Origin of the sequence: Psychrobacillus sp. FSL K6-1464, from assembly GCF_038003145.1 — a bacterium.
Lineage (GTDB): Bacteria > Bacillota > Bacilli > Bacillales_A > Planococcaceae > Psychrobacillus > Psychrobacillus psychrotolerans.
In genome coordinates, this window is the sequence record NZ_JBBOOP010000001.1 from 402,364 (window position 1) to 427,286 (window position 24,923).

Consider the following 24,923-nt stretch of genomic DNA (forward strand, 5'->3'; position numbering starts at 1 on the left):
TAATGAAGCCAAAGAGCAGCATACCTCAGGAGTATATAGAAGAAAAATCTGATATAGAAAAACTAGAAGTAACGTTACTTTTAGAAGGTATATTTCAACGTTATGGGCATGACTTTCGGGGGTATGCTTACGCTTCTATTAATAGAAGGATTAAATATCGGATGGAAATAGAAGGCTTATCGTCTATTTCTCATCTTCAACAACGTGTATTATACGAACCTGAATTAATGAAAAAACTACTCAAAGATTTTTCTATTAATGTTACCGAGATGTTCAGAGATCCCGAATTTTATCTGGCATTTCGGAAACATGTAGTTCCGCTTCTTCACTCCTACCCTTTTATACGAATTTGGCATGCAGGGTGCTCCACTGGAGAAGAGGCATACTCAATGGCAATCCTTCTGTATGAAGAAGGCCTTTATAAAAAAAGTAAGATTTATGCAACTGATATGAATATGGATGTATTAGAAAAAGCGGAAAAGGGGATTTTTTCTTTTGACAAGATGAAACAGTATACAAGTAATTACCAAAAGGCTGGAGGATTACATGCCTTTTCGGAGTATTATACTGCGGATCAATACGGAGTAAAATTTCAACCTTTCCTAAGTGAAAATATTATTTTTGCAAGGCACAATCTTGCAACTGATAGTTCATTTAATGAATTTAACGTAATTTTATGTAGAAATGTATTAATTTATTTTGATAAAGAGCTACAAAATGATGTTCATGGATTATTTAAAGAAAGTCTTAGTAGGTTCGGATTCTTAGGATTAGGAAACAAAGAATCTATAAGGTTTTCCCCTTATATGCAATATTACGAAGAAATAGACGCAACAAATAAACTATATAAAAGAATAGATTAATAAAAATCTAAAATGAGGATGTGCAAAATGGAGAAGTACATCGAAAATGTAAATGTATTATTGGTAGATGATCGTCCAGAAAATCTACTTGCCCTGGAAGCCGTGTTAGGCGACCTAGATTACAATCTAATTAGAGCATATTCAGGAGAAGAGGCGCTGAAGTGCTTATTGAAGGATGATTTTGCTGTAATTTTGTTAGATGTACAAATGCCTGGACTGAATGGATTTGAAACAGCAAGAATTATTAAATCTAGACCTAAGACAAGGGACACCCCAATAATTTTTATAACAGCGATTAGTAAAGCGCCGGAAAATGTTTTCACGGGGTATTCTGTGGGAGCGATAGATTATTTGTTCAAACCTTTTGAACCAGACATACTTAAATCTAAAATCGAGAGTCTTTCTGCTATTCACCGAAACAAACGTGGACTCGAAGAGCATACTGAATTATTGATCGAGAAAACACAGAGCTTAGAAAAAGCCAATCAAGAGCTAACAGAAATTACGCTTAAGTTAAAGAGAGCGGAGGCTTTGACTGGGATTATCCGGAATACATCAATAGATGCGATGATTACATACAATGAATCATTCGAAATTATAACAGTCAATCCTGCTACCAAGCAAATGTTTGGTTACGATGAGGAATATCTGATTGGGAAAAAGATTATGCAAATTGTACCTGCAACAGTTTTGGCGATAGAATTGGGTCATGAGTTAGGAAAGAGATATGAAGTTACTGGCGTTCGGAATGACTCTAGTACTTTCCCAGCGGAGGTTCAACTAGGAAGCGCAGCTATTGATAATCATAATATATACGCATGTACTATACGCGATATTAGTGAACTCAAAAGTCAAATGACCGCTTTAGCTCATCAAGCTTTACATGACTCACTAACTTCTCTCCCTAACAGAAGTTTGTTATACGACCGATTGGAGCAGGGGATAATAGCAGCAAAAAATGAGCATAATAGTTTTGCTCTAATATTAATAGATTTAAATCACTTTAAAGTAATAAATGATACACTCGGTCACCACTTCGGGGATCTATTACTTCAGCAGGTTGGAAATAGACTTTCAGAAATTGTGAAGGTAACAGATACCGTAGCCCGGTTAGGTGGAGATGAGTTTGCACTATACTTACCGACCACAACAAAAGAGCAAACATTGGAAATAGCAAAACAAGTCTTGAATGTTATGGAACAACCTTTTGTACAAGATGATCATGTTTTGTCTATTAGCCTGAGTCAAGGAATAGTCTTTTATCCTGACCATGGGGATAATGTACAAACCCTAATGAAAAAAGCAGATATCTCCATGTATACAGCTAAGAGAAAGGAAAGTGGCTATTGTATCTTTTCATCGGAGTTAGATACACATACAATTGAAGAGCTCAGTTTAGTGGGAGATCTCAGAGAAGCAATAGATAATGATGGTTTAAAGCTTTACTATCAGCCACAAGTGGAAATGAAGTCCAAAAAAGTGACCGGTGTCGAAGTTTTGTTGAGATGGATACATCCTTCTTATGGTTTTATAGCTCCAGATCGGTTTATACCTATAGCCGAACAAAATGGACTGATGAAAAAGCTAACTGTTATGGTGCTTGAAAAGGCCTTGCAACAAAGCAAAAAATGGTTAGAAAAAGGAGTAGAATTACAGATTTCAGTAAATTTATCCGCATCCAATTTACAGGATATGCAACTTTCCGAAGATGTACAAATGTTACTGAATAAATACAATATGAATCCACAGACACTAACTTTAGAAATAACAGAAAGTTTTATTATGAGTAATCCAACTAGAGCAAGGGAAATATTACAAAGTTTGTCTTCAATGGGGATAAAGCTTTCCATAGATGATTTTGGGACAGGTTACTCTTCATTAGCTTACTTGAAAAACCTACCGGTCAATGAAATAAAGGTAGATAAGTCCTTCGTGATAGACATGCTTCAAAGCAACAGTGACGAAATAATTGTCCGCACAGTTATCAATCTGGCACATAATTTAGGACTTAAAGTAGTGGCGGAAGGTATCGAAAGTAAGGAAGTTTGGGATAACTTGCAAGCCATAAATTGTAATACCGCACAAGGCTACTACTTAAGCAAACCTGTTCCAGCCGAATCTTTTTATTCCTGGTATGTGAATCATAATGGAGTATTTGCTACATAAGACAGTATTATCGTATAAGATTGATATCCTATAAAAAGGTATAACAAAGTCGAATTCGTCTAACAGCTGAAGTCGACTTTGTTATTTTTGTACTTTATAATACTCCTCAATTGGTACAAATAGGCCTACTTTTCCATACTCATCATGATCTAGTGTAGCAAATACAACGCCGATTACTTTACCTTTGTCATCCAATACAGGACTACCACTATTTCCTCTATACACTGGGGCTTCCATCATCATTACAGGGACTTCCCAATCACTTAACTGATAAAAATCGATTAATGTTCCTTCATTCGCAATACCTGTAAATTTAAGTGGATTGCCGATAAAGGTAATAGGATCACCAAATGAGTAAGATGGTTTTTCTGCAAGCTCTAAATAAGGTAGGTCTTTTTCATCTACTTGTAGAATTGCGAGATCTATAGACGGATAGGTTTGTATAACATCTGCTTTAAAGCGTCCCGCTTCTGGAAATCCAACTATTACGCTTTTATTGTCATCGACTACATGATAATTGGTGAGAATCTGTCCTTCCTTTGAGATAGAGAATCCAGTTCCTTTGCTATCATCCGTTAAAACAACAACAACGGCTTCCTTATATCGTGCAATATCTTCCTGTGCTGATAATTTTGCGGAAGTTTTGATAAATTCAATGGCCGGAATGGAATAGATCTGAAAAATGATTGCAAATGTATTGACGAATAAGACGACAGCCATTGTCCAGAATATCCATTTTGGAAAAGGTCTGTTAGGTTTTGGTCTTGTTTTTTGTAACGCTTCTTTTTCTAATGCTTCTTTTTGTGCTTCTAGAACTAGAATCTGTAATTCTTCATCACTAATGTCTTCGAATTCTTTCTCTATTGATTCCTTGTCCACCTCATCACATCCTCTGTAGCTCTTTTTACATTATACCAAATCATTTCCATTGAAATTTAATCGAGAAGAGTATATTATATAAACATAAGCTGCATTGTACGTATGGATATTAAGTTTTAACCTTTAAGCTGTAATAGGGAGTTTTATATAGAGCTGGAATGACACGCCTTGTTCTCTTTTAGACAATAAGGACATGCAGGATAGTATCTGCGAACACCCACTTTGAGGAGTGGTGGTTTAAAACTTTCTAATGAATGTACGGCAAAGGCGGCTTACTTAAAAAGACTAATATAGCAATATTTATAGAGCATCCTTGCCAGGAATGGTAAGGGTGTTTTTTTGTGGATTTTAAAATGGGGTTGTTCTGGGGTTGAAAATTCAAATAAACCATCAAGTTAAGGGAAGAAGAAAAGCGGTTTTACGCAGGATTGGTAGATATGTGTCCAGTCGATATATGGACTTACTAAAATAACGCTAAAACACTCATTCGACAATCACGGAGGAGTGTTTTTTATAGAAGGATAGCAACTATAAGCATCTAAACCCACGCAAGTGTGCTTGAAAGCTCCTATCATAGCCAAAAGAAACCTTGCACAGAGCGGTACGTTTAGGTAGGTTGGGAAAATTTTAACAAACCTTAATGAGCAGTTCAAAACACTTCATTTGACAATAATTTTCGATTTATGATATTATTATCTCGAATTAAAGATTTATTAATTAGAGGTATAAAAGTCGAAATCAAATAGATTATCTTTTTCTTAATTATCTCTTCTTTTGATTATTTTAAGAAACTATAGGGAAAAGTAAAGCTATTACTTAGAAAAATATTCACTAAATATCTGGTGAATAAAAATGGTGGTAGTTTAGTAATACTTGCTACTAAGGTGGTGAAAAAATAATTGAGTTTTTTTAGTAAACTATTTGGAACGCAGGAACCACAACAAGAGGAGGAAAAAACAATGACAAAATTAAATATAGGTATCATTTTAGGGTCAACACGTGAGGGACGCGTTAGTCCACAAGTAGGGGCATGGGTAAAAGAATTAGCTGATAAACGTGGAGATGCAAACTATACAATTATTGATATTGCAGAATATAAACTACCACTTTTAGGTGAAGCAGGCGGCGATGCATCAGGTGCAGCAGCATGGTCAGAAATTATTGCAAAACAAGACGGATTCGTATTTATCGTTCAAGAATACAATCACTCAATCACAGGAGCACTTAAAAATGCTTTAGATTATTTACGTGAAGAGTGGAATAACAAAGCAGCAGGGATCGTATCTTATGGTTCAGTTGGGGGAGCTCGTGCAACTGAACATTTACGTGGCATTTTAAGTGAATTATTAGTAGCGCATGTACGTGTACATCCAGCATTATCATTATTTACAGATTTTGAAAATGGTACAGACTTCAAACCAGCTGCGGTACAAGCAGATTCAGTAAACCAAATGCTAGATCAAGTTATCCCTTGGACAACAGCATTAAATACAATTCGTAAATAATTATTGTAAAACGATAAATCATAAAATGTACATGTTCGCATGTACATTTTATAATTTACCAAATAAATTTTGTGCAAAACGATATCAAATAGATTGAAAGTTTTGCTCAGAACTTATTCCCATTAAGTGCTTGCAACCAGCTAATAGAGGAGTTGAAACTATTGATTTCGATTGATCCCAAACAAAATAGTGAGCGAGAGAATTATAAACTTTTAATAGGTTCTATTATTCCTAGGCCCATTGCTTTCGTTACTACACAATCTGGTGGTGGAATTGTTAATGGAGCACCATTTAGTTATTTCAATATTGTTTCGTCCAACCCGCCGATGGTGTCATTAGCTATCCAAAGACCAAGTGGTCGAGTAAAAGATACTGCTCGCAATATTTATGATAACCAACAATTTGTTGTCCATATTGTCGATGATGAGAATGTAGCGAAAATCAATGAAACAGCAGCTTCATTGCCTGCTTCAGAAAGTGAAATTGAATTAGCGAATCTAACTTTGGTAGCAAGCGATAATGTAACGGTACCGGGCATAATAGAAGCAAAGGTTCGAATGGAGTGCAGGCTAATACAAGCAATTCCTCTAGGTGGAGAAGAACCTAGTAGTGATTTATTCATAGGGGAAGTAGTTCAGTTTCATATTGATGAAGCAATATATGAAGATGGAAAGGTAGATCCCAAAAGTTTAAATGCTGTCAGTCGTCTAGCAGGAACTAACTATGCGACAATTGGTAAAATATTTTCTCTTGAAAGACCTAAATAGTGAATTTCATTATGTACTGTAATAACACTCTTGCCAATAATGGTGAGAGTGTTTTTTATATGAAACGATCAGCTGTTGAATGAATTATTAAATACTTTACAAATGCAGTAAAATGATATTTAATTAATTAGGCTAACTAACTAGTTTTATAATATGAAGGAGGATACTCATCTGAACTCGATGTTTGCTAAATTTAAAATACTGCAAAGACCCTATGCGAATGGTTTACAGCAAGTGTTAGGCCCATATCAAATGTCGGAAGCCCAATGGGGATTAATAAGATATATTTCTGAGGTTGGACCTGCGACAAATTCAGAAATCGCCCTCTACTGGAGTGTCGAGAAGCCATCTGTAACAGCGCTTGCTCAGAAACTTATTGACCAACATCTAATATATGTTGTTTACGGTACCGATAAACGAAAAAAAGTAATGCATTTAACAGAGGAAGGCATAATTAAATATCAGCAATTAAAGAAAGTAGTACATACTTTTCAAGCTTCCCTTTTAGTAGATATCACGGAGGAAGAGTGTGAGGTAGTGGAAAAGGTATTAGAAAAATTGCAGCAAAATTTTAGGAAGTAGTGGTAGTTTATGAACAAGGAAAAACTTTGGACAAAGGATTTTATAATCGTTTCAACTATAAATTTTTTAGCGACATTAGTATATTTTTTACTACTTGTAACAATTGCATCTTATGCAAAATCGGAATTTGAGGCATCCACCAGTACGGCAGGCTTAGTATCTAGTATTTTTATTATAGGTTCATTAATAGGGAGACTTGGTGCTGGACGTTTCATCGGAATAAAAGGACCGACTACTATATTGTGGGTAGGTCTATCTTTCTTTACTATTACTTCCTTATTTTACTTTTTAGCAAACAGTATCCCGCTACTATTAGTTAACCGTTTAGCACAAGGGGTTGCCGTTGGAATTATAGGTACAGCTACCGGTACCATTGTGGCTCATATATTGCCGAGAGCCCGTAAAGGAGAAGGAATTGGCTATTTTAGTCTAAGCGCTGTACTAGCTACTGCGATTGGTCCTTTTATAGGGATTCTACTATTGAAGATGGAAAATGGATTCACAATCATGTTCACGATGAACCTTGCTTTGTCTATCCTCTGTATATTATTTTTGGCAGCTGTGAAACTAAAATTAGCACCAATTAAACAACCAGAGAAAACAGAAGTTAAAAGCTCCATTTTATCTCAATTTATCGAACCGAAAGCAGTGCCTATTTCATTTGTGGCATTAATTATTGGGTTTAGTTATTCGGGCGTTATGACATTTTTGTCATTCTATGCAGAGTCCATAAATCTAGTTAGTGCCGCTAGTTATTTCTTTTTAGTGTATGCAATTGTTATTATTATTTCTCGTCCCTTTACAGGTAAACTAATGGATACTAAAGGTGCGAACATAATCGTATACCCATGTATTGTTCTATTTGCTATTGGCATGCTGTTGTTTAGCCAGGCTTCAGCAGGGTGGATGTTACTCCTTGCAGGCGCATTTATAGGTATTGGTTATGGTAACTTTAATTCTGTGGCGCAAACAATAGCGGTTAAAGTAACAGAGCCCCATCGTTTTGGTTTGGCTACTGCAACTTATTTTATTTTATTTGATATTGGTTTAGGGGTAGGACCATATATTTTAGGTTTTATCGTACCTAACACTGGATACCGTACAATCTTTGTAGCAATGGTTGCGGTGATTGTGATTTGTATTCCCGTTTACTATTTATTACACGGAAGAAAAGAAAGAGAATTGATGAAGATAGTATAAGTTTTTGTTACAAAAAGCATTAACTAGAAAACGCCTAACGTACAATTCGGTAGGCGTTTCGCTATTTTTTAATATACTCAATCGTTTAGTTTACATTCTAACTTTCCATTTCCATGGATTTTTTTCAGTAGTAAACTTTCAATAGGAAAGATAAATGTCCAAGGCATGCTGTTTCTTGGTTTAATAACTACCTGAGGAATAGTGAAAATATGTTCTGCAACAACTGTTTCGTTTTCCTGGTAGGTAAATTTTTGATGTCGAAAAGTATGTGGTGTATCTGTAAAGTTGTGAATAAGAACAGTGATCAATACCTCACCTTTATAATTCATGGCTTCCCAAATGGGTACCAATTGTATACTCTCTTCACCTTTTTTACTGCTAACTTGAAAAATGTCGGTTATCAGTTTTCTGTCATTGATAGCAATGGCCTTCTCCCATGATGCCTCAAATTGTAAACTTTGCAAATCAAAACTCCTCCATTTAATATCATCTTCCTTAACCATACCAATAAATTTAATAGAATAATATCTTTCATTTTGAGCTGAAATAACCTCATAGTAATTCGACAATTTGGCAACTTTAATTAGTGTTAAAACTTAAGGACTACTAGTTTATAGTGGTTTATGGGTAAATTGTACTTTCAAATTAAATATATTTAATAAAAAACGAAAAACACTGTAGATGTTGGTTTAAATGACGGTTATATAAAATAAATATGGTATTAAAGACCTGTTATTAAACAATGTTAGAAATGAGGGGACTTGCCCATTTTTTGCGACCGGGTACAATTGTTTATTTATTTAAAATGAAAAAAAAGTGGCGTAAAAAAACAAAAAGTTACCAAATCAATAGCCATATGGTTAAAAGTGGATTATAAAAGTGTTTTTTAGAATATTAAACTTGCAAAGTAATTACTATTAGCCTAGTGAAAAAATACTAAAAATAGTTTATTTTTATCATTTTGCAATATTCAGATTATTTATGTCAGAATTCGACATTATTTAAGTTTGTATTACTTTATTGTTGTATATACACCAAGAGAAATTTAGATTGTCACCATTGATTCTATTTACCAAAATTTATTGGGGAGGAGGAGAGGGTGTTTTTTTGTGGGCTTTTGTTAGTTCAGTTGGTAAAAAAATCTTAATAAAATTCAGGGAGGAATGAAGTTGAGGAAGAAAAAGAGTCAAACTAAAGTTCTTAGTGTTGTTGCTAGTGTACTAATGACGTTTTCGCTTGTTGCACCAAATGTAGTTAGTGCTGAAACGGCAAGCAAACTTCATCAATCGTTCAGGGATTCAAATTCCAATTCTATTTCTGCGAAGGACAAGCTAAACAGTCGATTACTTGAAAGTTTCAAAAGCGATGACAAAGTTACATTTCTAATAAAATTCAAGGAAAAATCAGATTCTTTACAAGTTGCTAGGGAAGCTAAGGAAAGAGCGGAAAAAGCAAATTTATCATCACATAATACCAAGCTTATTCAACGATCGGCAGTTGTATCAGAATTGAAGTCTACTTCCTTAGAATCTCAGCAAACTGTTACAGAATTTCTGGAGCAAGAAGTTGCTAAGGGAAATGCAAAGGATGTTGAGTCATACTATATAGTAAACGGAATGTCTGTTACAGCAACTCAGGAAATTGCTGAAAAATTGGCTACATTCCCAGAGGTAGAAAAAATCTTACCAAATGAAACTCGTCAGTTATTTACTACAAAAACAGAGAACGCAGTCGTTCCAAAGGCAGAAACGGCTAATATAGAGTGGAATGTAGAGCGTGTTAAAGCTCCAGAAGTTTGGGAGATGGGCATAGACGGAGCAGGAACTGTTGTAGCTAGTATTGATACAGGTGTGCAATGGGACCATCCTGCGTTGAAAGAAAAATATCGTGGCTTCAACAAGGCAAGTGGAGCAGTTTCTCATGACTTCAACTGGTTTGATGCAACAGCAGGTCGCGCTACTCCATATGATGACCAAGGGCATGGGACTCATGTTACAGGAACTATGGTTGGTAGTGAACCTAATGGTGCGAACCAAATTGGGGTAGCTCCAGGAGCAAAATATATCGCTGTTAAAGCATTTACTGCAAGTGGTGGATCAGATACTGATTTACTCGAAGCAGCGGAGTGGATTCTAGCTCCAACAGATGCAGCAGGCAATACACGAGTGGATATGGCTCCAGATGTAGTGAATAACTCATGGGGTGGCGGAGCAGGACTTGATGAATGGTACCGTGATGTCGTGATCAATTGGCGTGCAGCAGAAATTTTCCCGGAATTTTCTGCGGGTAATACTACTCTAACAAATCCTGGTGGAGCAGGTTCTGTAGCAGCACCTGCAAACTATCCAGAATCATTTGCAACAGGAGCGACTGATATTAATAATGCAGTAGCAAATTTCTCGTTACGTGGACCTTCTCCGTATGCAGAGATTAAACCAGATGTCTCTGCACCTGGTGTGAATATTCGTTCATCTGTACCAGGTGGGGTTTATGAAGGTGGATGGAATGGTACATCGATGGCAGGACCAGCAGTAGCCGGTGTAGCAGCTTTGCTTAGACAAGTGGATGCTGACATAACTGTGAATGAGATGGAAGAGATTCTGCTTAATACAGCAAACCCATTAACAGATTCTGTATATACAGCAGTTCCGAATCATGGATACGGATATGGATTAGTAGATGCATATGAAGCAGTAGGATCTATTATTACAGGTCTTGGAACATTAAAAGGACAGGTTTCAAAAGAAGGCGATGATACAGAGGGTCCAGTATTTGAACATACTGCTCCGGCTGAGACGTATGAGGGAATGGCTTTACCTCTAACAATATCAGTTACTGATAATATCAGTGTTTCATCAGTTAACTTAAACTATAAAGATGGAAGCGGCGCATGGCAATCAATTGAAGCGGGGCGCACATCTGGAGACTATACGGATGGTGAATACACTGTAGTAGTACCTGGAGAAGTTATAACAGGGGAAACATTTACGTACAAATGGACGATAAATGATTTCGGTAACAATGAGGTAGTTAGTGAAGAATATGGAATCCAAGTTAACCCTGGTATAACAGTTGGTTATTCCCAAGATTTTGAAGCTACACCTGTTGGTTGGACTTCTTTTGGGGAGAAGAATAGCTGGGAATGGGGTATTCCAACGGTAGGTCCTGATGGAGCTTCATCGGGAGAAAAAGTGTACGCTACTAACTTAGACGGAGCATACGAGAGTTCTATGAATGCTACACTTGTTATGCCTCCAGTAGATTTACCAGAAGGTAACTCATACCTACAATTCAAACAATGGCACGAGTTTGAACAATCTTCAGCAGGAAGAGCTTGGGATTATGGTCATGTGTTTATCTCTACAGATCAAGTTGAATGGACACAACTTTTAATGATCCAAGGTACATCTAATGGTTGGATCGACGCAGAGGTTGACTTGACAGACTATGCAGGTCAGCGAGTATACATTGGTTTTAACGCTTTCTCAGACGGAAGTGTTGTAAAAAATGGTTGGTATTTAGATGATGTTGTTTTACAGGATACTTCTCAAACAGGAAAAGTATCAAAAGGTGCAAATAAAGGTAATAACGGCAATAAAGCAGGTAATAGTGGAAATAAAGCAAACAAAGATAATAATAAAGAAACGGATAAAAAATCTTTGAAAGAAGCAATTGACCCTAAAACGATTAAACCTATAGTGCCTACTAAAATAGCACCACCAGTAGTAGAGACAATTGTTAATCCGACACTTCTACCATTAGGTGCTCAAGTAAGCGTCTTAGAATCTGGTCGCTCGGTTTATTCGAACCCGGCAGATGGTACGTATTCGCTTATGCATGGCGCAGGGACATTTACAGCTAAAGCAGAGTCTTACGGATTTGAATCTGAAGAAAAATCTGTAACGATCGAAGCAGATGGCACTTCAACTGCTAACTTTACTTTATCGGAAATTGAAGAAAATACGATAAGTGGCGTAATCACTGATCAATCGACGGGAGAGGGAATTGAAGGAGCAACGATTATCCTTGTAGAAGATGCAAACGTAACTCCAGTAGTAACAGATGCATCTGGTAATTACTCTCTAACTGCCTACGAAGGAGACTACACATTAAAGATAATTGCTCGTGGGTACCATAGCCAAGAAGTTTCAATTACAATTGGTCCTGATGCAACTACACAAAATGTGGCTCTAGAACCCTTCTACACATATCCTGGTGGAGAAATTGGATATGATGACGGAACAGCAGAAAATGCCCGCGCTTTCAATGCAGCAGGAAATGCTTGGGCTGTGAAGATGTCAATGCCTGAAGGGAAAGAGAACGGGATTGTGACAGATGGTGTTTTCCGATTCTGGGATACAGCATGGCCAAACCCAGGTGGAACGGCATTTGCAGTAGAAGTTTGGGATGCTACTGGGGTAGATGGTACACCAGGGAAAAAACTAGCAGGTCCTATAGATGCAACAGCACTTCGTAATGGTGAGTGGACTGTAGTAGATCTTACAGAACATAATATTACGGTAAATGGTGACTTCTTCATGGTGTACGTTCAAACTTTTGCAAATCCAAATACACCTGGTCTTGCAACAGACGAAAATGGAGTAAATGCAGGAAGAAGTTATCAAGGAGTATCTGGAGCATGGTCCCCTTCTCCAGCAGAAGAAGGGAATTATATGATTCGTGCCCGTGTTAGTTATGAAGTTGTTGGTCCAATTATTACATCACCAGAGACTGGTTTAGTAACAAATGAAACGCAGTTTACTGTACAAGGAACTGCTTCACCAACAACTACAATTGAGTTAACACAAAACGGAGAAGATGCAGGCTCAGTAATTGTTGACGAGGCTGGTAAATTCTCTATAGAAACGGAACTGACGGAAGGATCAAATGAATTTGTAGCAGTTTCAGTACTAGATGGTCGAGTAACTGGTCAATCTGAGCCTGCCACTGTTGTTCTTGATACACTAAAACCTGTATTGACTATCGATAGCCCGATTGACGGAGAAAAAACGAATCGTGAAACTGTAACAGTACAAGGTACTATTGCGGATGAGAACCTAGATTTCGTTCATGTTAACGGTCAAGCTGCGGCGGTTTCGAATGGAAAATACTCTAAACGGATTCTTCTAGATGAAGGTGTCAATGAAATTCTAGTAGAGGCTAGTGACAAAGCGGGGAATAGTGAAACGAAAAAAGTCACTGTTACAGCAGACTATAATGCCCCAGAAATTACAAATCTGAAGCCAGAAAATGATCTTTATTTGGCAACAGGTAGAAGCGTTAAAATTGAATTTGACAGCAGCCCAGGATTAAAACCTTCGTTTGTGATCCATATGCCATTAACTAATGTAGGACAAGTGACTAATGCAACTGAGCTACCTATGATGGAGCAAGGCAATGGACATTACGTTGGATATTGGACAGTGCCTGCGGATACTGTTGCGAATGGAGCAGTTGTCGAAGTGAAAGTGGTAGATGAATTCGCAAATGAAACAAGACAAAAAGCGACAGGTAAACTATTTGTCAATGTTCCTGCACCTGCGGGACAGTCCCAAGAAACTGAGACAGAAGTAAAGAAAGATGAACCGGTTCAAGATTCAAAAGAATAAATTTAGCAAAGGTGCCAAAGGGGAAAGTTCCTCTTTGGCATCTTTTTGCTTAGTAAAAGATACTTGTCTTTTCACTGATGGAAGGTTTTACTTTTCTTTTGCATATGATGGCTTAAAGGGGTGTAAAAGTGAAGGATTTTGTTAATGTGTTGTTAAATTTTCTACCACCCACCGCATCTATCCTTGAGTTGTCCGGACTGCCTAATAGTCCCGCGGTGTTGTTGGCTGATATCGATAATGACCAAATCAATGAATTAATTGGTGCCTATAAGTATAAAGATCAAAATTACTTAGTGATTTTAAAAAATGTGGATAACCAGTGGCTACCTTTAATACATATAAAAGGAAGTGGATATGGTATTTCAAGTTTAATGGCGGCACCGATTACAACTAATTGGGTGAATACACTTATTGTTGGCTGGCAAATAGGTAGCGAATGGTCCAAGTTAGATTTACTACAATGGATGGATGGAGGCATTATTCAATTGCCCACTTCGAATATAGCTTATAGTAAGTTAGAAGTAGAAGACATGCCTGGTCTATACGGTCCTGATGGTCAATATGAACTTGCGATATGGATACATGATACAGGCGAAGCCTACAAAGTAGATGTATATCGTTTTGAAGAAAACCAACTAGTTTTAGCTAAGGATGTATATCCATATTATTTTAAAAGGGTAGAAAGTTATTATGAAAGACTACTAAAATCTAATGATTTCTCCTACTATTGGTATTATTTAGCGGATGCTCAAAAGAAGTCAGGGGATTTCGAGCAGTTTATGATTTCTATTGATAAGGCTCTATCTTTCAGTGAGCCGTACCCTTCACTCGAGTCTTTGTTAAATATGAGGAAGCAAGTGTTAGAGCATATGCAAAATAGTAGGAATAATAATGATGAAATTATTGTGTATTTTAGAGGGGACTTAACTGGGAATGGATTTTTGGACACTGTTTACTTAACTGGAGAAAAAACGGAAGGAAGCCCCTTTTGGCAGAACATCACTTTGAACGTTTTGTATCAACATGAAAATACATTAGAAAGAATTTATTTAAATCAAAATGTTGGGTATAATCCCACCATTTTTCTTGGAGATTTTACTGGTGATCAAGTGGATGACATTTTAGTTGTTATTGATACTGGAGGAAGTGGAGGGACAATTTATGCATTTGTCTTTTCTTTTACGGATGGGAGTATGCAACAAGTATTTGACGTAGAAGATTTTAACGAAACCTCCAAGTTTCAAGTGCTTTATGAAAATTACTACAAAGTTAAAGTAATTAGCTCTAATCCCAAAAAGCAATACGTATTAGATTTAGCATATAAAGGAGAAGAATATTTATCGGAAATCTATGATGGAAATGGAATTTTAAAGGAACCAATTGAGGGGTGGGTTGACCCTGTTGGTGGATTGTACCCGATCGACTTTGCCAGGGACGGTACGTATGAACTGATGGCTTTTCAAGAAATTGCAGGAAGATACCATGCTGATGCAATTGGATATGTTCAAACAGTATTAAAATGGGATGGACAAAAATTTATAGTGGAGAGGCAGAATGTTGCCATCTTTGGAGAGAACTTGTCTATCAAATAGTGAAAGTTAATATAATAAAGGTCGATTTTCTAAGTTAATAGAAAATCGACCTTTACAAAATTTATATGAATTTTTCAGATGCTAATATTATTGTGCAGTTAATCCGCCGTCAATAATGAATTCTGACCCTGTTGAGTAGCTAGACTCATCAGAAGCTAAGAATAGTACCATGTTTGAAACTTCTTCTGGTTGCGCCACGCGTTTTAAAGGAATGTGTTTAGCAAATTCTTCTACAGCTGCTTTTGTATCTTCTTGAACAACCATAGGTGTAGCGATAACTCCTGGATGTACAGAGTTTACGCGGATTCCCATTGGGGCTAAGTTTATCGCAGCTGCTTTCGTCATACCACGAACTGCAAATTTTGTATCAGTGTAACCTACAGCACCGGCAACTAAACCATTCATTGAAGAAATGTTGATGATTGAACCTCCACCAGTTTTCATCATTGAAGTTGCTGCAGTTTTCATACCCAAGAATACTGAGACTTGGTTAATGTCTACGATACGACGATATTCCTCAACTGTAATATCAAGCATATTTTTTGCCATTGTAATACCAGCGTTGTTTACTAATACGTTTACTGGACCGAAAGCTTCTTCCGTTTTTGCAATAACTGTTGTCCAATCTTCTTCTGATGTTACATTATGTTTAATGAAAAGGGCATTTTCACCTAATTCGGTAGCAAGTGCATTTCCTTTTTCCTCATTTAAATCTGTTAAAACAACCTTTGCACCATGCTCAATGAATAATTTTGCATGTGCTGCACCCATGCCTTGTGCTGCTCCTGTAATAACTGCTACTTTACCTGATAAACGACTCATATAAAATGCCTCCTAAGATAGATTGATATAATGTGATAGTTGACTATCATGTTTTACACTTTCTAGTAAACAGTTTTTTTATGATAATGTCAATCAATCCGTCTGTTTTAGTTATGCCTCAATATAGCGTAAAAATACATCCTTCATCATTGCAAGCTGCTTGTCCGAAGAAAGCAATGACGAAAGACTGGTACCATGCTTCGTTAAGCTAGATTTAAACGAAAATAAGCTGAAATTTTGCACCATTGTCAAGATAAATACATCCAAATCCACGTCTGATCTTAATGAGCCATCTCGCTGCCCCTGTTCACCTAATGTGAATAAAATGCCGGCTAATCTGCCTCTTGCTGATAAGTACTCCGCGTATTGCTCTGGCGATTCCTCTGCAATTTTCTCATATAAATCATAGGACTCGAAAAATTTTGCTAAGCGCAATTGTGGATCGTTTGTCATTTCCATATAATAATCCAAAATTTGATCGATCTTTTCATATGCCGTCACAGTCTGCTCGATAATCTTTCCAATATCCGAGGCCATTTCATCTGTAATCGCATTCGTTGCCGCAATCATTAAATACTCTTTTTTGGGAAAATAGCGAAATAACGTCGCAATCCCTATATTAGCGGCTGTAGCCACATCTTGCATTTGTATTGTTTTTACACCGTGTTCCAAAAATAATTCCTTTGCAATCTGAATAATGTTTTGACGGCGTTGTTGTTTCTGTTGTTCTCGTTTACTCATATTCGTCACTCCACCTGTTCTTCATCCATTGATTGTAACATGTTTGATAGCTATCAACTTATATTCGTATCGTAGTATAGCATCAAGAAATTGCTGAAATGCAGTCGTTAATATTGGATTTTTTATAGCCTAAAACTTTGGATAATACTATATGAAGGAAGTTTGCTACATGGATCGGAATATATCATTTATGTATTCAATGGCAAACAGTATTACAAATAGGGGAAGTTTATATAAATGAATAAGAGAGGAGGTGCCAATAAAATTTGGTTATCTCCTCTTTTTATTTCAATTATTCATTTTGCAAAAGTACGCCAATTTTCTACCTTGTTTAAGGGAGGGTATATGGATTGGAAGTGAACTATTATGGAGGAATTATTTAACGTAGGATATGAATCGAAAAGCCACCTATCTCCATATCTGATTGCTTGAATGGCCAATGGTAATTCACGTCTGTATATGTCATTTCGTTTTGCTGCAACAGTCTGAGTAAATTGTCCATCTATATCCAAATCCACATATACATTATATACATAGGAACCTCCATGTTTAGTCCATTTACCAAGTACTTCATCTCTCATAAAGGTAATTTTATCGCGGGCAAATTTTAATCCAATTGTTAAAAAAAGGTCCGCAGTAATATCAGAATGTGTCAGTGTGTGCCTCCTAAGATTTATAGGTCCTGTAGAGGTAACTCCATCTCTGAACTCAACATAAAGTTTATCGGGGTTAAAAATACTCAAGCAACCACTTCCTAATACTTTTTTCTTGATATTATGATATTTCATCATCGTTTATACGTGGATATTTTTTTGTGTCATTGAACGTGGGGCATAATGAAGTTACTTGGCGGTAACAAAAGTAGCAGGAGTTACGAACTAAAGCATCATTAAGTGATGAACTTGTAGTAAAGACATGGACCTTTTAGAAACATTTAAAATACACTTATGCAATTTAGGTGAAATATATCCTTTCATAAGAAAAACACACCGCATGGCGGTGTGTTTTTTCTTAGAGATAGTACTCTCTTATTTATTTTCCATTATTTTAGAGCGAATAATGAAGGACATATCATTTGAGCTTTCTAGTGAAAACGAATTTCCCATACCATTTTGCACGTCAATGACAATTTGGAGATGTTGCCAGTAAGAAGAGTTTGAAGTATGCATAAAATATGGTACGTTCATAACTTCACCTATTTTTTCATCTCGGCTACCAAGATAAAAGTCACCCTCTGTCATACAGATTGGTGAAGTCCCATCACAGCAACCTTCTGAATGAACAAATATAAGTTTGCCATGTTGTTTCTGTAGTTGCGTAATTAAGTCTTGAGCTGCAGTTGTCGCAATGACTTTTTCCATTTTAGAAGAAGCCCATTGATCCTTTATTGTAGCCAACTAAAATACATTTTGTTTGTTGGTAATGAGATAGCATCATTAAGTGGTTTTCACGGCCGATACCGGATTGTTTGTAACCACCGAATGCAGCATGTGCAGGGTATTGGTGGTATGTGTTAGTCCAAACACGACCAGCTTGTACAGCGCGACCTGCACGATAAGCAGTTTCGCCACTACGTGACCATACACCAGCACCTAGGCCGTATACTGTATCATTTGCAATTTCCATTGCATCGTCAAAGTCTTTGAATGTTGTCACAGCTAGAACTGGACCAAATATTTCTTCTTGGAAGATACGCATTTTGTTATTACCTTTGAATACAGTCGGTGCTACATAGTAACCTTCTGCTTGATCGCCGTCTAATTTGTTTTGGTAACCGCCGATTAGTAATTCTGCGCCTTCTTGTTGACCAATTTCAATATAAGAAAGGATTTTATCCATTTGTTGTTTAGAAGCTTGTGCACCCATCATTGTTTCAGTGTCTAGTGGGTTACCAATTTTGATTGCTTTTACGCGTTCTAATACTTTTTCCATGAATTTTTCGTAGATGGATTCATGTATTAATGCACGTGAAGGAGCTGTACAAATTTCACCTGAGTTAAGAGCGAATAATACGAAGCCTTCAATTGCTTTGTCTAAGTACTCATCATCTGCATCCATTACGTCTTGGAAGAAGATATTTGGTGATTTACCACCAAGCTCTAACGTTACAGGAATGATATTTTCTGTTGCATATTGCATAATAGAGCGTCCTACAGCAGTTGAGCCAGTGAATGCAATTTTAGCAATACGTGGATTTGATGCAAGTGGTTTCCCAACTTCTAAACCTGTTCCTTGAACGATGTTGAATACACCTTTTGGTAAAAGATCTTGGATTAACTCGATTAATACACACATAGAAGCTGGTGTTTGTTCAGCAGGCTTCATTACGATACAGTTACCTGCAGCTAAAGCCGGTGCGATTTTCCATGCAGCCATAAGTAATGGGAAGTTCCAAGGAATAATTTGACCAACTACTCCTAGTGGTTCGCTGTAATGATATGCTACAGTATCGCCGTCGATTTCACTAATACCGCCTTCTTGTGCACGAATAACTCCTGCGAAATAACGGAAGTGATCAACTATTAAAGGAACGTCAGCATTTAATGTTTCACGTACAGCTTTACCATTGTCCCAAGTTTCAGCAACAGCAATTGTTTCAAGGTTTGCTTCAATACGATCTGCAATTTTATTTAAAATTTGTGAACGGTAAGAAACAGTAGTTTTACCCCAAGCATCTTTTGCAGCGTGTGCAGCATCTAGTGCTAGCTCAACATCTTCTGCAGTAGAGCGTGGTACTGATGTAAATACTTTGCCCGTTACTGGAGATATAACTTCAAGGTATTGTCCTTTAACTGGAGCAACCCATTCTCCACCAATGAAATTTTGATATTGTTCTTTAAAGTTTACTAAAGAACCTTCAGTATTTGGATTTGCATATATCATAATATAGTGCCTCCTAAGATGTGTTTTTGTCATGTAATTAACACGTAGTTAGCTAAAAGAAATTCACTACTATATTAGTATACTACTATATTTTTTTAAGAGCCTCTTTTTCAATTTTCGATAAATAGACACATTTAAATAATCTGAGTTAGCCATTTATATTAAAAGTGAATAACCGGTGAGCGTTCTTCTCGCCACACTGGTGAACGCCAGAAGTTTAGCTTTATGAGCCCGAGCGAGAGGTCTATCCGCTCGCAAGCAAGGTACATACGCCCATCCCTGGGTCCTATCCGTCCATAGCTTTTAATAAGAAGATTTAAAGTGAATTCTTTATACTTATTTTCCGTTCACAAAAATGACAAAAATAATTGACAACTTTGTGAACGTGTTGGATAATATAAGTATAAAGGGGTGTTACAATATGGAATCTTACGTAAAAATGTTGCACGCTACTAAATTGGTCGGAGCTACTTTACTTACAATCGGAATTGCTATTTTTATATATGGATCATTAATAAGTGAGTTTAGTACAGTTATGGGCATTGGAATTGGCGTTGTCATGGGAGCGGTTTTTATCTTTTTAATCGGAATGATATTAGTGGCTTCTGAAGAAATGATTTTGAATTCGAGTAAATTTAAAAAAGAGAGCGTTTAGTATAACGCTCTCTTTTGTTTTAATTAGTAAGCTATAAAAAAGGGGGATCCAGACTCTAGAGTCTAGATCCTCCTTTTTACTTTTCATATACTTACATATCCCAAACCAATACAAGTAGCGTACCGAAGATAGTGAATAAAGCGATGATCAAAGCATAGTAAATATTAATGTAAATTGATCCTTTATCCTTGGTTTCTCCAGCATGCATGAAGACAACGACCTGTAATCCTGCCTGAACGAAAGCAGTTATTAGTAGCACAGTCATGCCCATAGTGTAGGACATGTCAGTAAAGTAAACCAAAAGTGCAACTGCAGTCAGTACGATTGAAAATGCAAAGCCCATTACTTGTTTAACAGGGAATAATTCTTTCATATTACATCATTCCTTTCAAGTAGATGAAGCTGAAGATGAAGATCCAAATGATATCAAGGAAATGCCAGTATAGAGAGAAAATAAATGATTTGTTGGCTGTTTCGGGAGTTAAGCCACGTTTTTTAATCTGGATTAGTATAAATAATCCCCAGAATAATCCCAAAGTTACATGTAAACCATGTGTTCCCAGAGTTGTTAGTAGAGCTGCAGTGAATGCACTAGTTTGAAGCCCAGCGCCAACATGTACATAATGGGTGAACTCATAAATCTCTACTCCTAGGAAAGCAGCTCCTAATATCAATGTAATGATAAAGAATCCCATTGTTGCTTTTTTCTTATTTAACCGCATAGCGTGAATACCAAGACCAATAGTAAAACTACTAGTCAAAAGTAAAATAGTTTCGATTAATACTGGTGTAATTTCAAAAATTTCAGCGCCGGATGGTCCATTACCAATACGATTTTCTAATGTGAAATATGCAGTGAAGAGTGTTGCGAATAGCATAATTTCAGCCCCGATGAAGATCCAAAATCCTAGTATTTTCAGGTTATTTTCTTCCGTACTATATTCAAGTGGAAGCGAGTTATCTACCTTCATTTTTTAGCACCTCGCAATCTTGTTTCCGTTTCTTTAATTTCTTCTACAGATATATATCTTCCGTGGTCTTGCTCGAATGAACGGTAAACTAAACAAGCTAATATACCGATTAAGGAGACAATTACCACTGGCCATATACTAAATACCATAGCGAAACCAAATACAAAGAACATACAACTCATGATAAATGGTAAACCACTATTATTTGGCATATGAATCTTTTCTATCTCGCCTTTAAATAACTCATGTCCGTTTTTCTTAGAATCCCAGAATGCTTGTGTAGAAGCAACCTGTGGTGTAATTGCAAAGTTATACTCTGGTATTGGGGTATGCGTCGACCATTCAAGTGAACGTGCATCCCAAGGATCATTACCGATATCTCTAGGTGAATAACGAATACTATAGTAAATATTATAAACAAGTAGAACAAAGGCAATTGCCATAATTGCAGCACCGCCAAATGAAACCATGTTCAGTAGACTAAAACCAGTCGATTCAGAGTACGTATACATACGACGTGCCTGACCATCTAAGCCAGTAATATACATTGGTATAAAGGCTAATACAAAGCCGATTGTAAGTAACCAAGCAGTCCATTTACCAAGTCTCTCATTCAACATAAAGCCAAAGATTTTTGGCCAATAGAATGTCATACCAGCCAGCATAGCGTAAACTACTCCAGGAATAATTACGTTATGGAAGTGGGCCACTAAGAACATCGTATTGTGATATTGATAGTCAGCTGCTGACATCGCAAGCATTACACCGGTAACTCCCCCTAATGTGAAGAGTGGAATAAAGAGCACCGAATAGAGCATTGGTGTTGTAAATTCGATTTTCCCTTTCCATAAGGTGAATAACCAGTTAAATATTTTAACACCGGTTGGAATAGCAATCGCCATCGTTGTAATAGAGAATATACTGTTTGCAAATGGTCCTTGACCCATTGTAAAGAAATGGTGAGCCCAAACGACGAAAGAAAGGACTGAAATAACGACCATTGATGCAACCATCGATTTATATCCGTACAGGTTACGTCGTGCAAATGTTGGAATAATTTCACTGTAAAGTCCAAATGCAGGCAATATTAAAATGTATACCTCCGGATGACCCCAAACCCAGAATAGGTTAGCCCAAAGCATATCCATACCACCATTATCGGTAGTGAAGAAATTTGTGCCAAACAATCTATCCATCGTCCCCATTGCTAATAATACTGTTAAGACAGGGAAAGCAAAAACGATAATAACGTTTGCTATGAAAGCTGACCATGTGAACATTGGCATCTTCATAAGAGTCATGCCGGGTGCTCTCATTTTTAATATCGTTGTTATAAAGTTAATACCAGTCATTAGTGTACCGATACCAGCTATTTGAATAGCAATCATGTAATAGTTCGTCCCAACAGACGTACTAAACTCATTACCTGCTAGTGGGAAGTAGGATGTCCATCCTGCATCAGGTGAACCACCTATTATAAATGACAGATTGAATAATCCCATACCCATAAAGAATAACCAAAAACTTAACGCATTTAAGCGTGGAAATGCAACATCTCGTGCTCCAATTTGTAGTGGAACGAGAAAGTTAAAGAAAAATATAATGAACGGCATAGCCATAAATAGGATCATTACGATACCGTGCGTTGTGAAGACCTCATTATAATGTTGTGAATCTAAAAATGTATTTTCAGGCATAGAAAGTTGATAACGCATCATAATTCCATCTACGCCACCGCGGAATAGCATAAGTAATGCGGTTAATAAATACATGATACCGATTCGTTTATGGTCAACAGTAGTTATCCATTCGCGCCATAGGTATCCCCATTTCTTGAAGTAGGTTATTCCTACAACAATCGCAAGCATAGTTAGTCCGATACCAACCATGGAAGCGTATATTAAAAAGCTTGGATGTGGTACTGCAAAACGATCAAAGAAATCCATACTTTTTGTAACTCCTTTCAAAAAAATAGTGTGTATTCATTGAGCATTAATGATTTGAATGATCTGAATGATCTTGTGTTTCGTGTTCCTCAGGGTGTTCGGAATCTACATCTTCATCCGTATCAGTAGAACCGTGATTATGTTCTGGAGGCGGAGCAAATTCTAAATGTGTCCCCGTATAAGTAGAACGTCCAAGATGCCCGGGTTCTAATAACTCTTCAAATTTTTCTTCTGTAAGAGGTGAAGCTGTTGCGTGTACTTCCTCTACCCATTCCATATACTCTTTAGGGGACATTGCAGTAACTTCAAATGTATTTTCTGCAAATCCAGCTCCACTAAAGTTTGCATTTCTACCCATAAATTCACCTGGTTGATCTGCAGCTAAGTGTAAAGTTGTAACCATGTCAGACATAGCGTATTTTTGACCGCCTAGCTGTGGAATCCAAAAGCTTGTGATTGGGCCATATGAATATAGTTTAAATTCAATAGCACGATCTTCAGGAATATATAGATAGTTAACTGTTTCAATATTTTCTTCTGGATAACTAAAATGCCATTTCCAGTTAGATGAAGAAGCATAAATAACTAAAGGCTCTTGATCTTCGTATCCCGCTGGAGTTGCTTCGACTTCATAGTTACTTTTCACAGAAACAATAGAAAGGAAGATAACTATAATAATAGGAATACCAATACAAATTGCTTCGACTATTGGGCTTCCTTCGATATGTGGTGGCTCGTAATCTTTTGGTTGTTTAGAAGCGCGGTATTTCAGTAAGACAAAAACTAGAATAGCTAAGACGACAATGACGATGCCTAACATAAGCCAAATTGATAGCATAATATCGTCAGCCTGTGTTTTTGCTTGAGGACCTTTTGGATCTAAGACTAATAATGGTTCACAACCTGTTAGCACGGTGGTAATAGTGATAACCATGGTTAAAAGGAGCCATTTCATTTTTAATTTCATTCTTCTACCCCTTCCAAAAATATTTATATAAACGAATAGAAAACAGATGTGGTCTCTGTATGCCTCTATCTTATTACCAGTACTGCTAAAAACAAAATGATAAAATCCAACTTCACAAAACGTTCATTAAGATGTGAACAAATTAAAGTAAATTGGTAACGTAATTGTGAAGTGTGCGGAGATATAAGGAAATAGAGGAAAAGTGAGCATACTAAAAGGCGACAGAACAACTATATGTTGTTCTGTCGCCTTTACTTTTACTCTACCATTTTTAAAAGGGCTTCTCTTCCAATCATGCCCGGAGTAATGCCGAGTTCTTCTGCTTCATAGGTAATGGATTCGAGTGGTGCATCTAGAAGCTGGGTAATTGTTTTTACTCCAACAGCTCTTCCAGCAATAACTTTTCTATCCTTTAACTTTTCATTTAGCAGTGCAACGTCTAAGGCGCCACACATTATATATCCTTTGTCATTCGTGACAACGAGTAAGTTGGTTTTCGGCAGTTCCACAGAAATCGATAGAAACGTGTGTCCCTCGATATTAATTGGTTCTAGGTTAATCATGAACTAAGCAGTCCTCCTTTTACTATCTCTACAATTTATGTAAACGATAGAAAAAGCGTGTTTATTTTCGGTTTTAAAGAAAGCATATTGGGTTAATGTTACTGAAAAGAATGAGTAATACTATTGCCATTCGACCGCACTTTCCTATTTTGAAGTGAGTACCGTAACGTCAGTAGGAGGAAGAGTGTGACTCCAGTCCTAAATGAGATACT

Annotated in this window: 21 protein-coding genes and 1 other RNA gene; 10 read left to right on the forward strand and 12 right to left on the reverse strand. The window is 36.9% G+C overall.

What is annotated here, in order from left to right; translation table 11 throughout:
• The first annotated feature begins 2 nt into the window (after positions 1–2).
• Together MKX39_RS02015 and MKX39_RS02020 are read left to right on the forward strand one after the other, a co-directional pair.
• Positions 3–863 (forward strand): CheR family methyltransferase, encoded by an 861-nt coding sequence (locus tag MKX39_RS02015; protein WP_340768078.1) that lies wholly within the window; start codon positions 3–5, stop codon positions 861–863.
• Between the two features lie 27 nt (positions 864–890).
• On the forward strand, positions 891–3,029 hold the full coding sequence (locus MKX39_RS02020; protein ID WP_340768079.1) for a two-component system response regulator: 2,139 nt from the start codon (positions 891–893) through the stop codon (positions 3,027–3,029).
• A gap of 81 nt (positions 3,030–3,110) precedes the next feature.
• On the opposite strand, the gene MKX39_RS02025 is transcribed toward MKX39_RS02020, so the two are convergent.
• Complete coding sequence (locus tag MKX39_RS02025) at positions 3,111–3,908, reverse strand: S1C family serine protease (RefSeq protein ID WP_340768081.1); 798 nt, start codon at positions 3,906–3,908, stop codon at positions 3,111–3,113.
• 83 nt (positions 3,909–3,991) lie between these two features.
• Here MKX39_RS02025 and ssrS point away from each other — a divergent pair.
• From ssrS to MKX39_RS02050, 5 genes are all read left to right on the forward strand, one after another.
• Positions 3,992–4,186: non-coding RNA, 6S RNA (ssrS, locus tag MKX39_RS02030), on the forward strand.
• A gap of 621 nt (positions 4,187–4,807) precedes the next feature.
• Positions 4,808–5,413, forward strand: coding sequence for an NADPH-dependent FMN reductase (locus tag MKX39_RS02035; RefSeq protein ID WP_340768083.1), 606 nt, complete (start codon positions 4,808–4,810; stop codon positions 5,411–5,413).
• A 161-nt stretch (positions 5,414–5,574) separates the two neighbouring features.
• Complete coding sequence (locus MKX39_RS02040) at positions 5,575–6,180, forward strand: flavin reductase family protein (RefSeq protein WP_340768084.1); 606 nt, start codon at positions 5,575–5,577, stop codon at positions 6,178–6,180.
• A gap of 180 nt (positions 6,181–6,360) precedes the next feature.
• On the forward strand, positions 6,361–6,762 hold the full coding sequence (locus MKX39_RS02045; RefSeq protein WP_340768085.1) for a MarR family transcriptional regulator: 402 nt from the start codon (positions 6,361–6,363) through the stop codon (positions 6,760–6,762).
• A 9-nt stretch (positions 6,763–6,771) separates the two neighbouring features.
• Positions 6,772–7,962, forward strand: coding sequence for an MFS transporter (locus MKX39_RS02050; protein WP_340768087.1), 1,191 nt, complete (start codon positions 6,772–6,774; stop codon positions 7,960–7,962).
• 77 nt (positions 7,963–8,039) lie between these two features.
• Here the strand turns inward: MKX39_RS02050 and MKX39_RS02055 are convergent, their stop codons facing one another.
• Positions 8,040–8,426, reverse strand: coding sequence for an SLAP domain-containing protein (locus tag MKX39_RS02055; RefSeq protein ID WP_340768089.1), 387 nt, complete (start codon positions 8,424–8,426; stop codon positions 8,040–8,042).
• 699 nt (positions 8,427–9,125) lie between these two features.
• Here MKX39_RS02055 and MKX39_RS02060 point away from each other — a divergent pair.
• A complete protein-coding gene (locus MKX39_RS02060) occupies positions 9,126–13,571 on the forward strand; it encodes a S8 family serine peptidase (RefSeq protein ID WP_340768090.1) in 4,446 nt (1,481 codons plus the stop codon).
• 128 nt (positions 13,572–13,699) lie between these two features.
• The gene (locus tag MKX39_RS02065) at positions 13,700–15,163 is read left to right on the forward strand and encodes a hypothetical protein (protein WP_340768092.1); all 1,464 of its coding nucleotides are present in this window, start codon (positions 13,700–13,702) and stop codon (positions 15,161–15,163) included.
• Positions 15,164–15,250: 87 nt separating this feature from the next.
• Here the strand turns inward: MKX39_RS02065 and MKX39_RS02070 are convergent, their stop codons facing one another.
• The 5 genes from MKX39_RS02070 to exaC form a co-directional block, all read right to left on the reverse strand.
• Positions 15,251–15,985: a glucose 1-dehydrogenase gene (locus MKX39_RS02070; protein WP_093536144.1), complete on the reverse strand. Its 735-nt coding sequence runs from the start codon at positions 15,983–15,985 to the stop codon at positions 15,251–15,253.
• Between the two features lie 111 nt (positions 15,986–16,096).
• Positions 16,097–16,726 carry a TetR/AcrR family transcriptional regulator gene (locus MKX39_RS02075; RefSeq protein WP_340768093.1) on the reverse strand — a complete coding sequence of 210 codons (630 nt, stop codon included), beginning with the start codon at positions 16,724–16,726 and terminating at the stop codon, positions 16,097–16,099.
• Positions 16,727–17,022: 296 nt separating this feature from the next.
• Positions 17,023–17,469, reverse strand: a complete 447-nt coding sequence (locus tag MKX39_RS02080; RefSeq protein ID WP_340768094.1) for a staygreen family protein — start codon at positions 17,467–17,469, stop codon at positions 17,023–17,025.
• A 285-nt stretch (positions 17,470–17,754) separates the two neighbouring features.
• Positions 17,755–18,087 (reverse strand): DUF779 domain-containing protein, encoded by a 333-nt coding sequence (locus MKX39_RS02085; protein WP_340768095.1) that lies wholly within the window; start codon positions 18,085–18,087, stop codon positions 17,755–17,757.
• Position 18,088: 1 nt separating this feature from the next.
• Positions 18,089–19,609 carry an acetaldehyde dehydrogenase ExaC gene (exaC, locus tag MKX39_RS02090; protein WP_093536136.1) on the reverse strand — a complete coding sequence of 507 codons (1,521 nt, stop codon included), beginning with the start codon at positions 19,607–19,609 and terminating at the stop codon, positions 18,089–18,091.
• 421 nt (positions 19,610–20,030) lie between these two features.
• Between exaC and MKX39_RS02095 the strand changes: the two genes are divergently transcribed.
• On the forward strand, positions 20,031–20,264 hold the full coding sequence (locus MKX39_RS02095) for a hypothetical protein (RefSeq protein WP_340768097.1): 234 nt from the start codon (positions 20,031–20,033) through the stop codon (positions 20,262–20,264).
• 91 nt (positions 20,265–20,355) lie between these two features.
• On the opposite strand, the gene qoxD is transcribed toward MKX39_RS02095, so the two are convergent.
• The 5 genes from qoxD to MKX39_RS02120 form a co-directional block, all read right to left on the reverse strand.
• Positions 20,356–20,637: a cytochrome aa3 quinol oxidase subunit IV gene (gene qoxD, locus MKX39_RS02100; protein WP_093536132.1), complete on the reverse strand. Its 282-nt coding sequence runs from the start codon at positions 20,635–20,637 to the stop codon at positions 20,356–20,358.
• A 1-nt stretch (position 20,638) separates the two neighbouring features.
• Complete coding sequence (gene qoxC, locus MKX39_RS02105; protein ID WP_093536130.1) at positions 20,639–21,235, reverse strand: cytochrome aa3 quinol oxidase subunit III; 597 nt, start codon at positions 21,233–21,235, stop codon at positions 20,639–20,641.
• Positions 21,232–23,181 carry a cytochrome aa3 quinol oxidase subunit I gene (gene qoxB, locus MKX39_RS02110; RefSeq protein WP_093536128.1) on the reverse strand — a complete coding sequence of 650 codons (1,950 nt, stop codon included), beginning with the start codon at positions 23,179–23,181 and terminating at the stop codon, positions 21,232–21,234. Before qoxB ends, qoxC begins: the two co-directional genes overlap by 4 nt.
• 46 nt (positions 23,182–23,227) lie before the next feature.
• Positions 23,228–24,148, reverse strand: a complete 921-nt coding sequence (gene qoxA / locus MKX39_RS02115; RefSeq protein ID WP_340768099.1) for a cytochrome aa3 quinol oxidase subunit II — start codon at positions 24,146–24,148, stop codon at positions 23,228–23,230.
• Positions 24,149–24,405: 257 nt separating this feature from the next.
• The gene (locus tag MKX39_RS02120; protein WP_340768100.1) at positions 24,406–24,711 is read right to left on the reverse strand and encodes a YunC family protein; all 306 of its coding nucleotides are present in this window, start codon (positions 24,709–24,711) and stop codon (positions 24,406–24,408) included.
• Between the last annotated feature and the right edge of the window lie 212 nt (positions 24,712–24,923).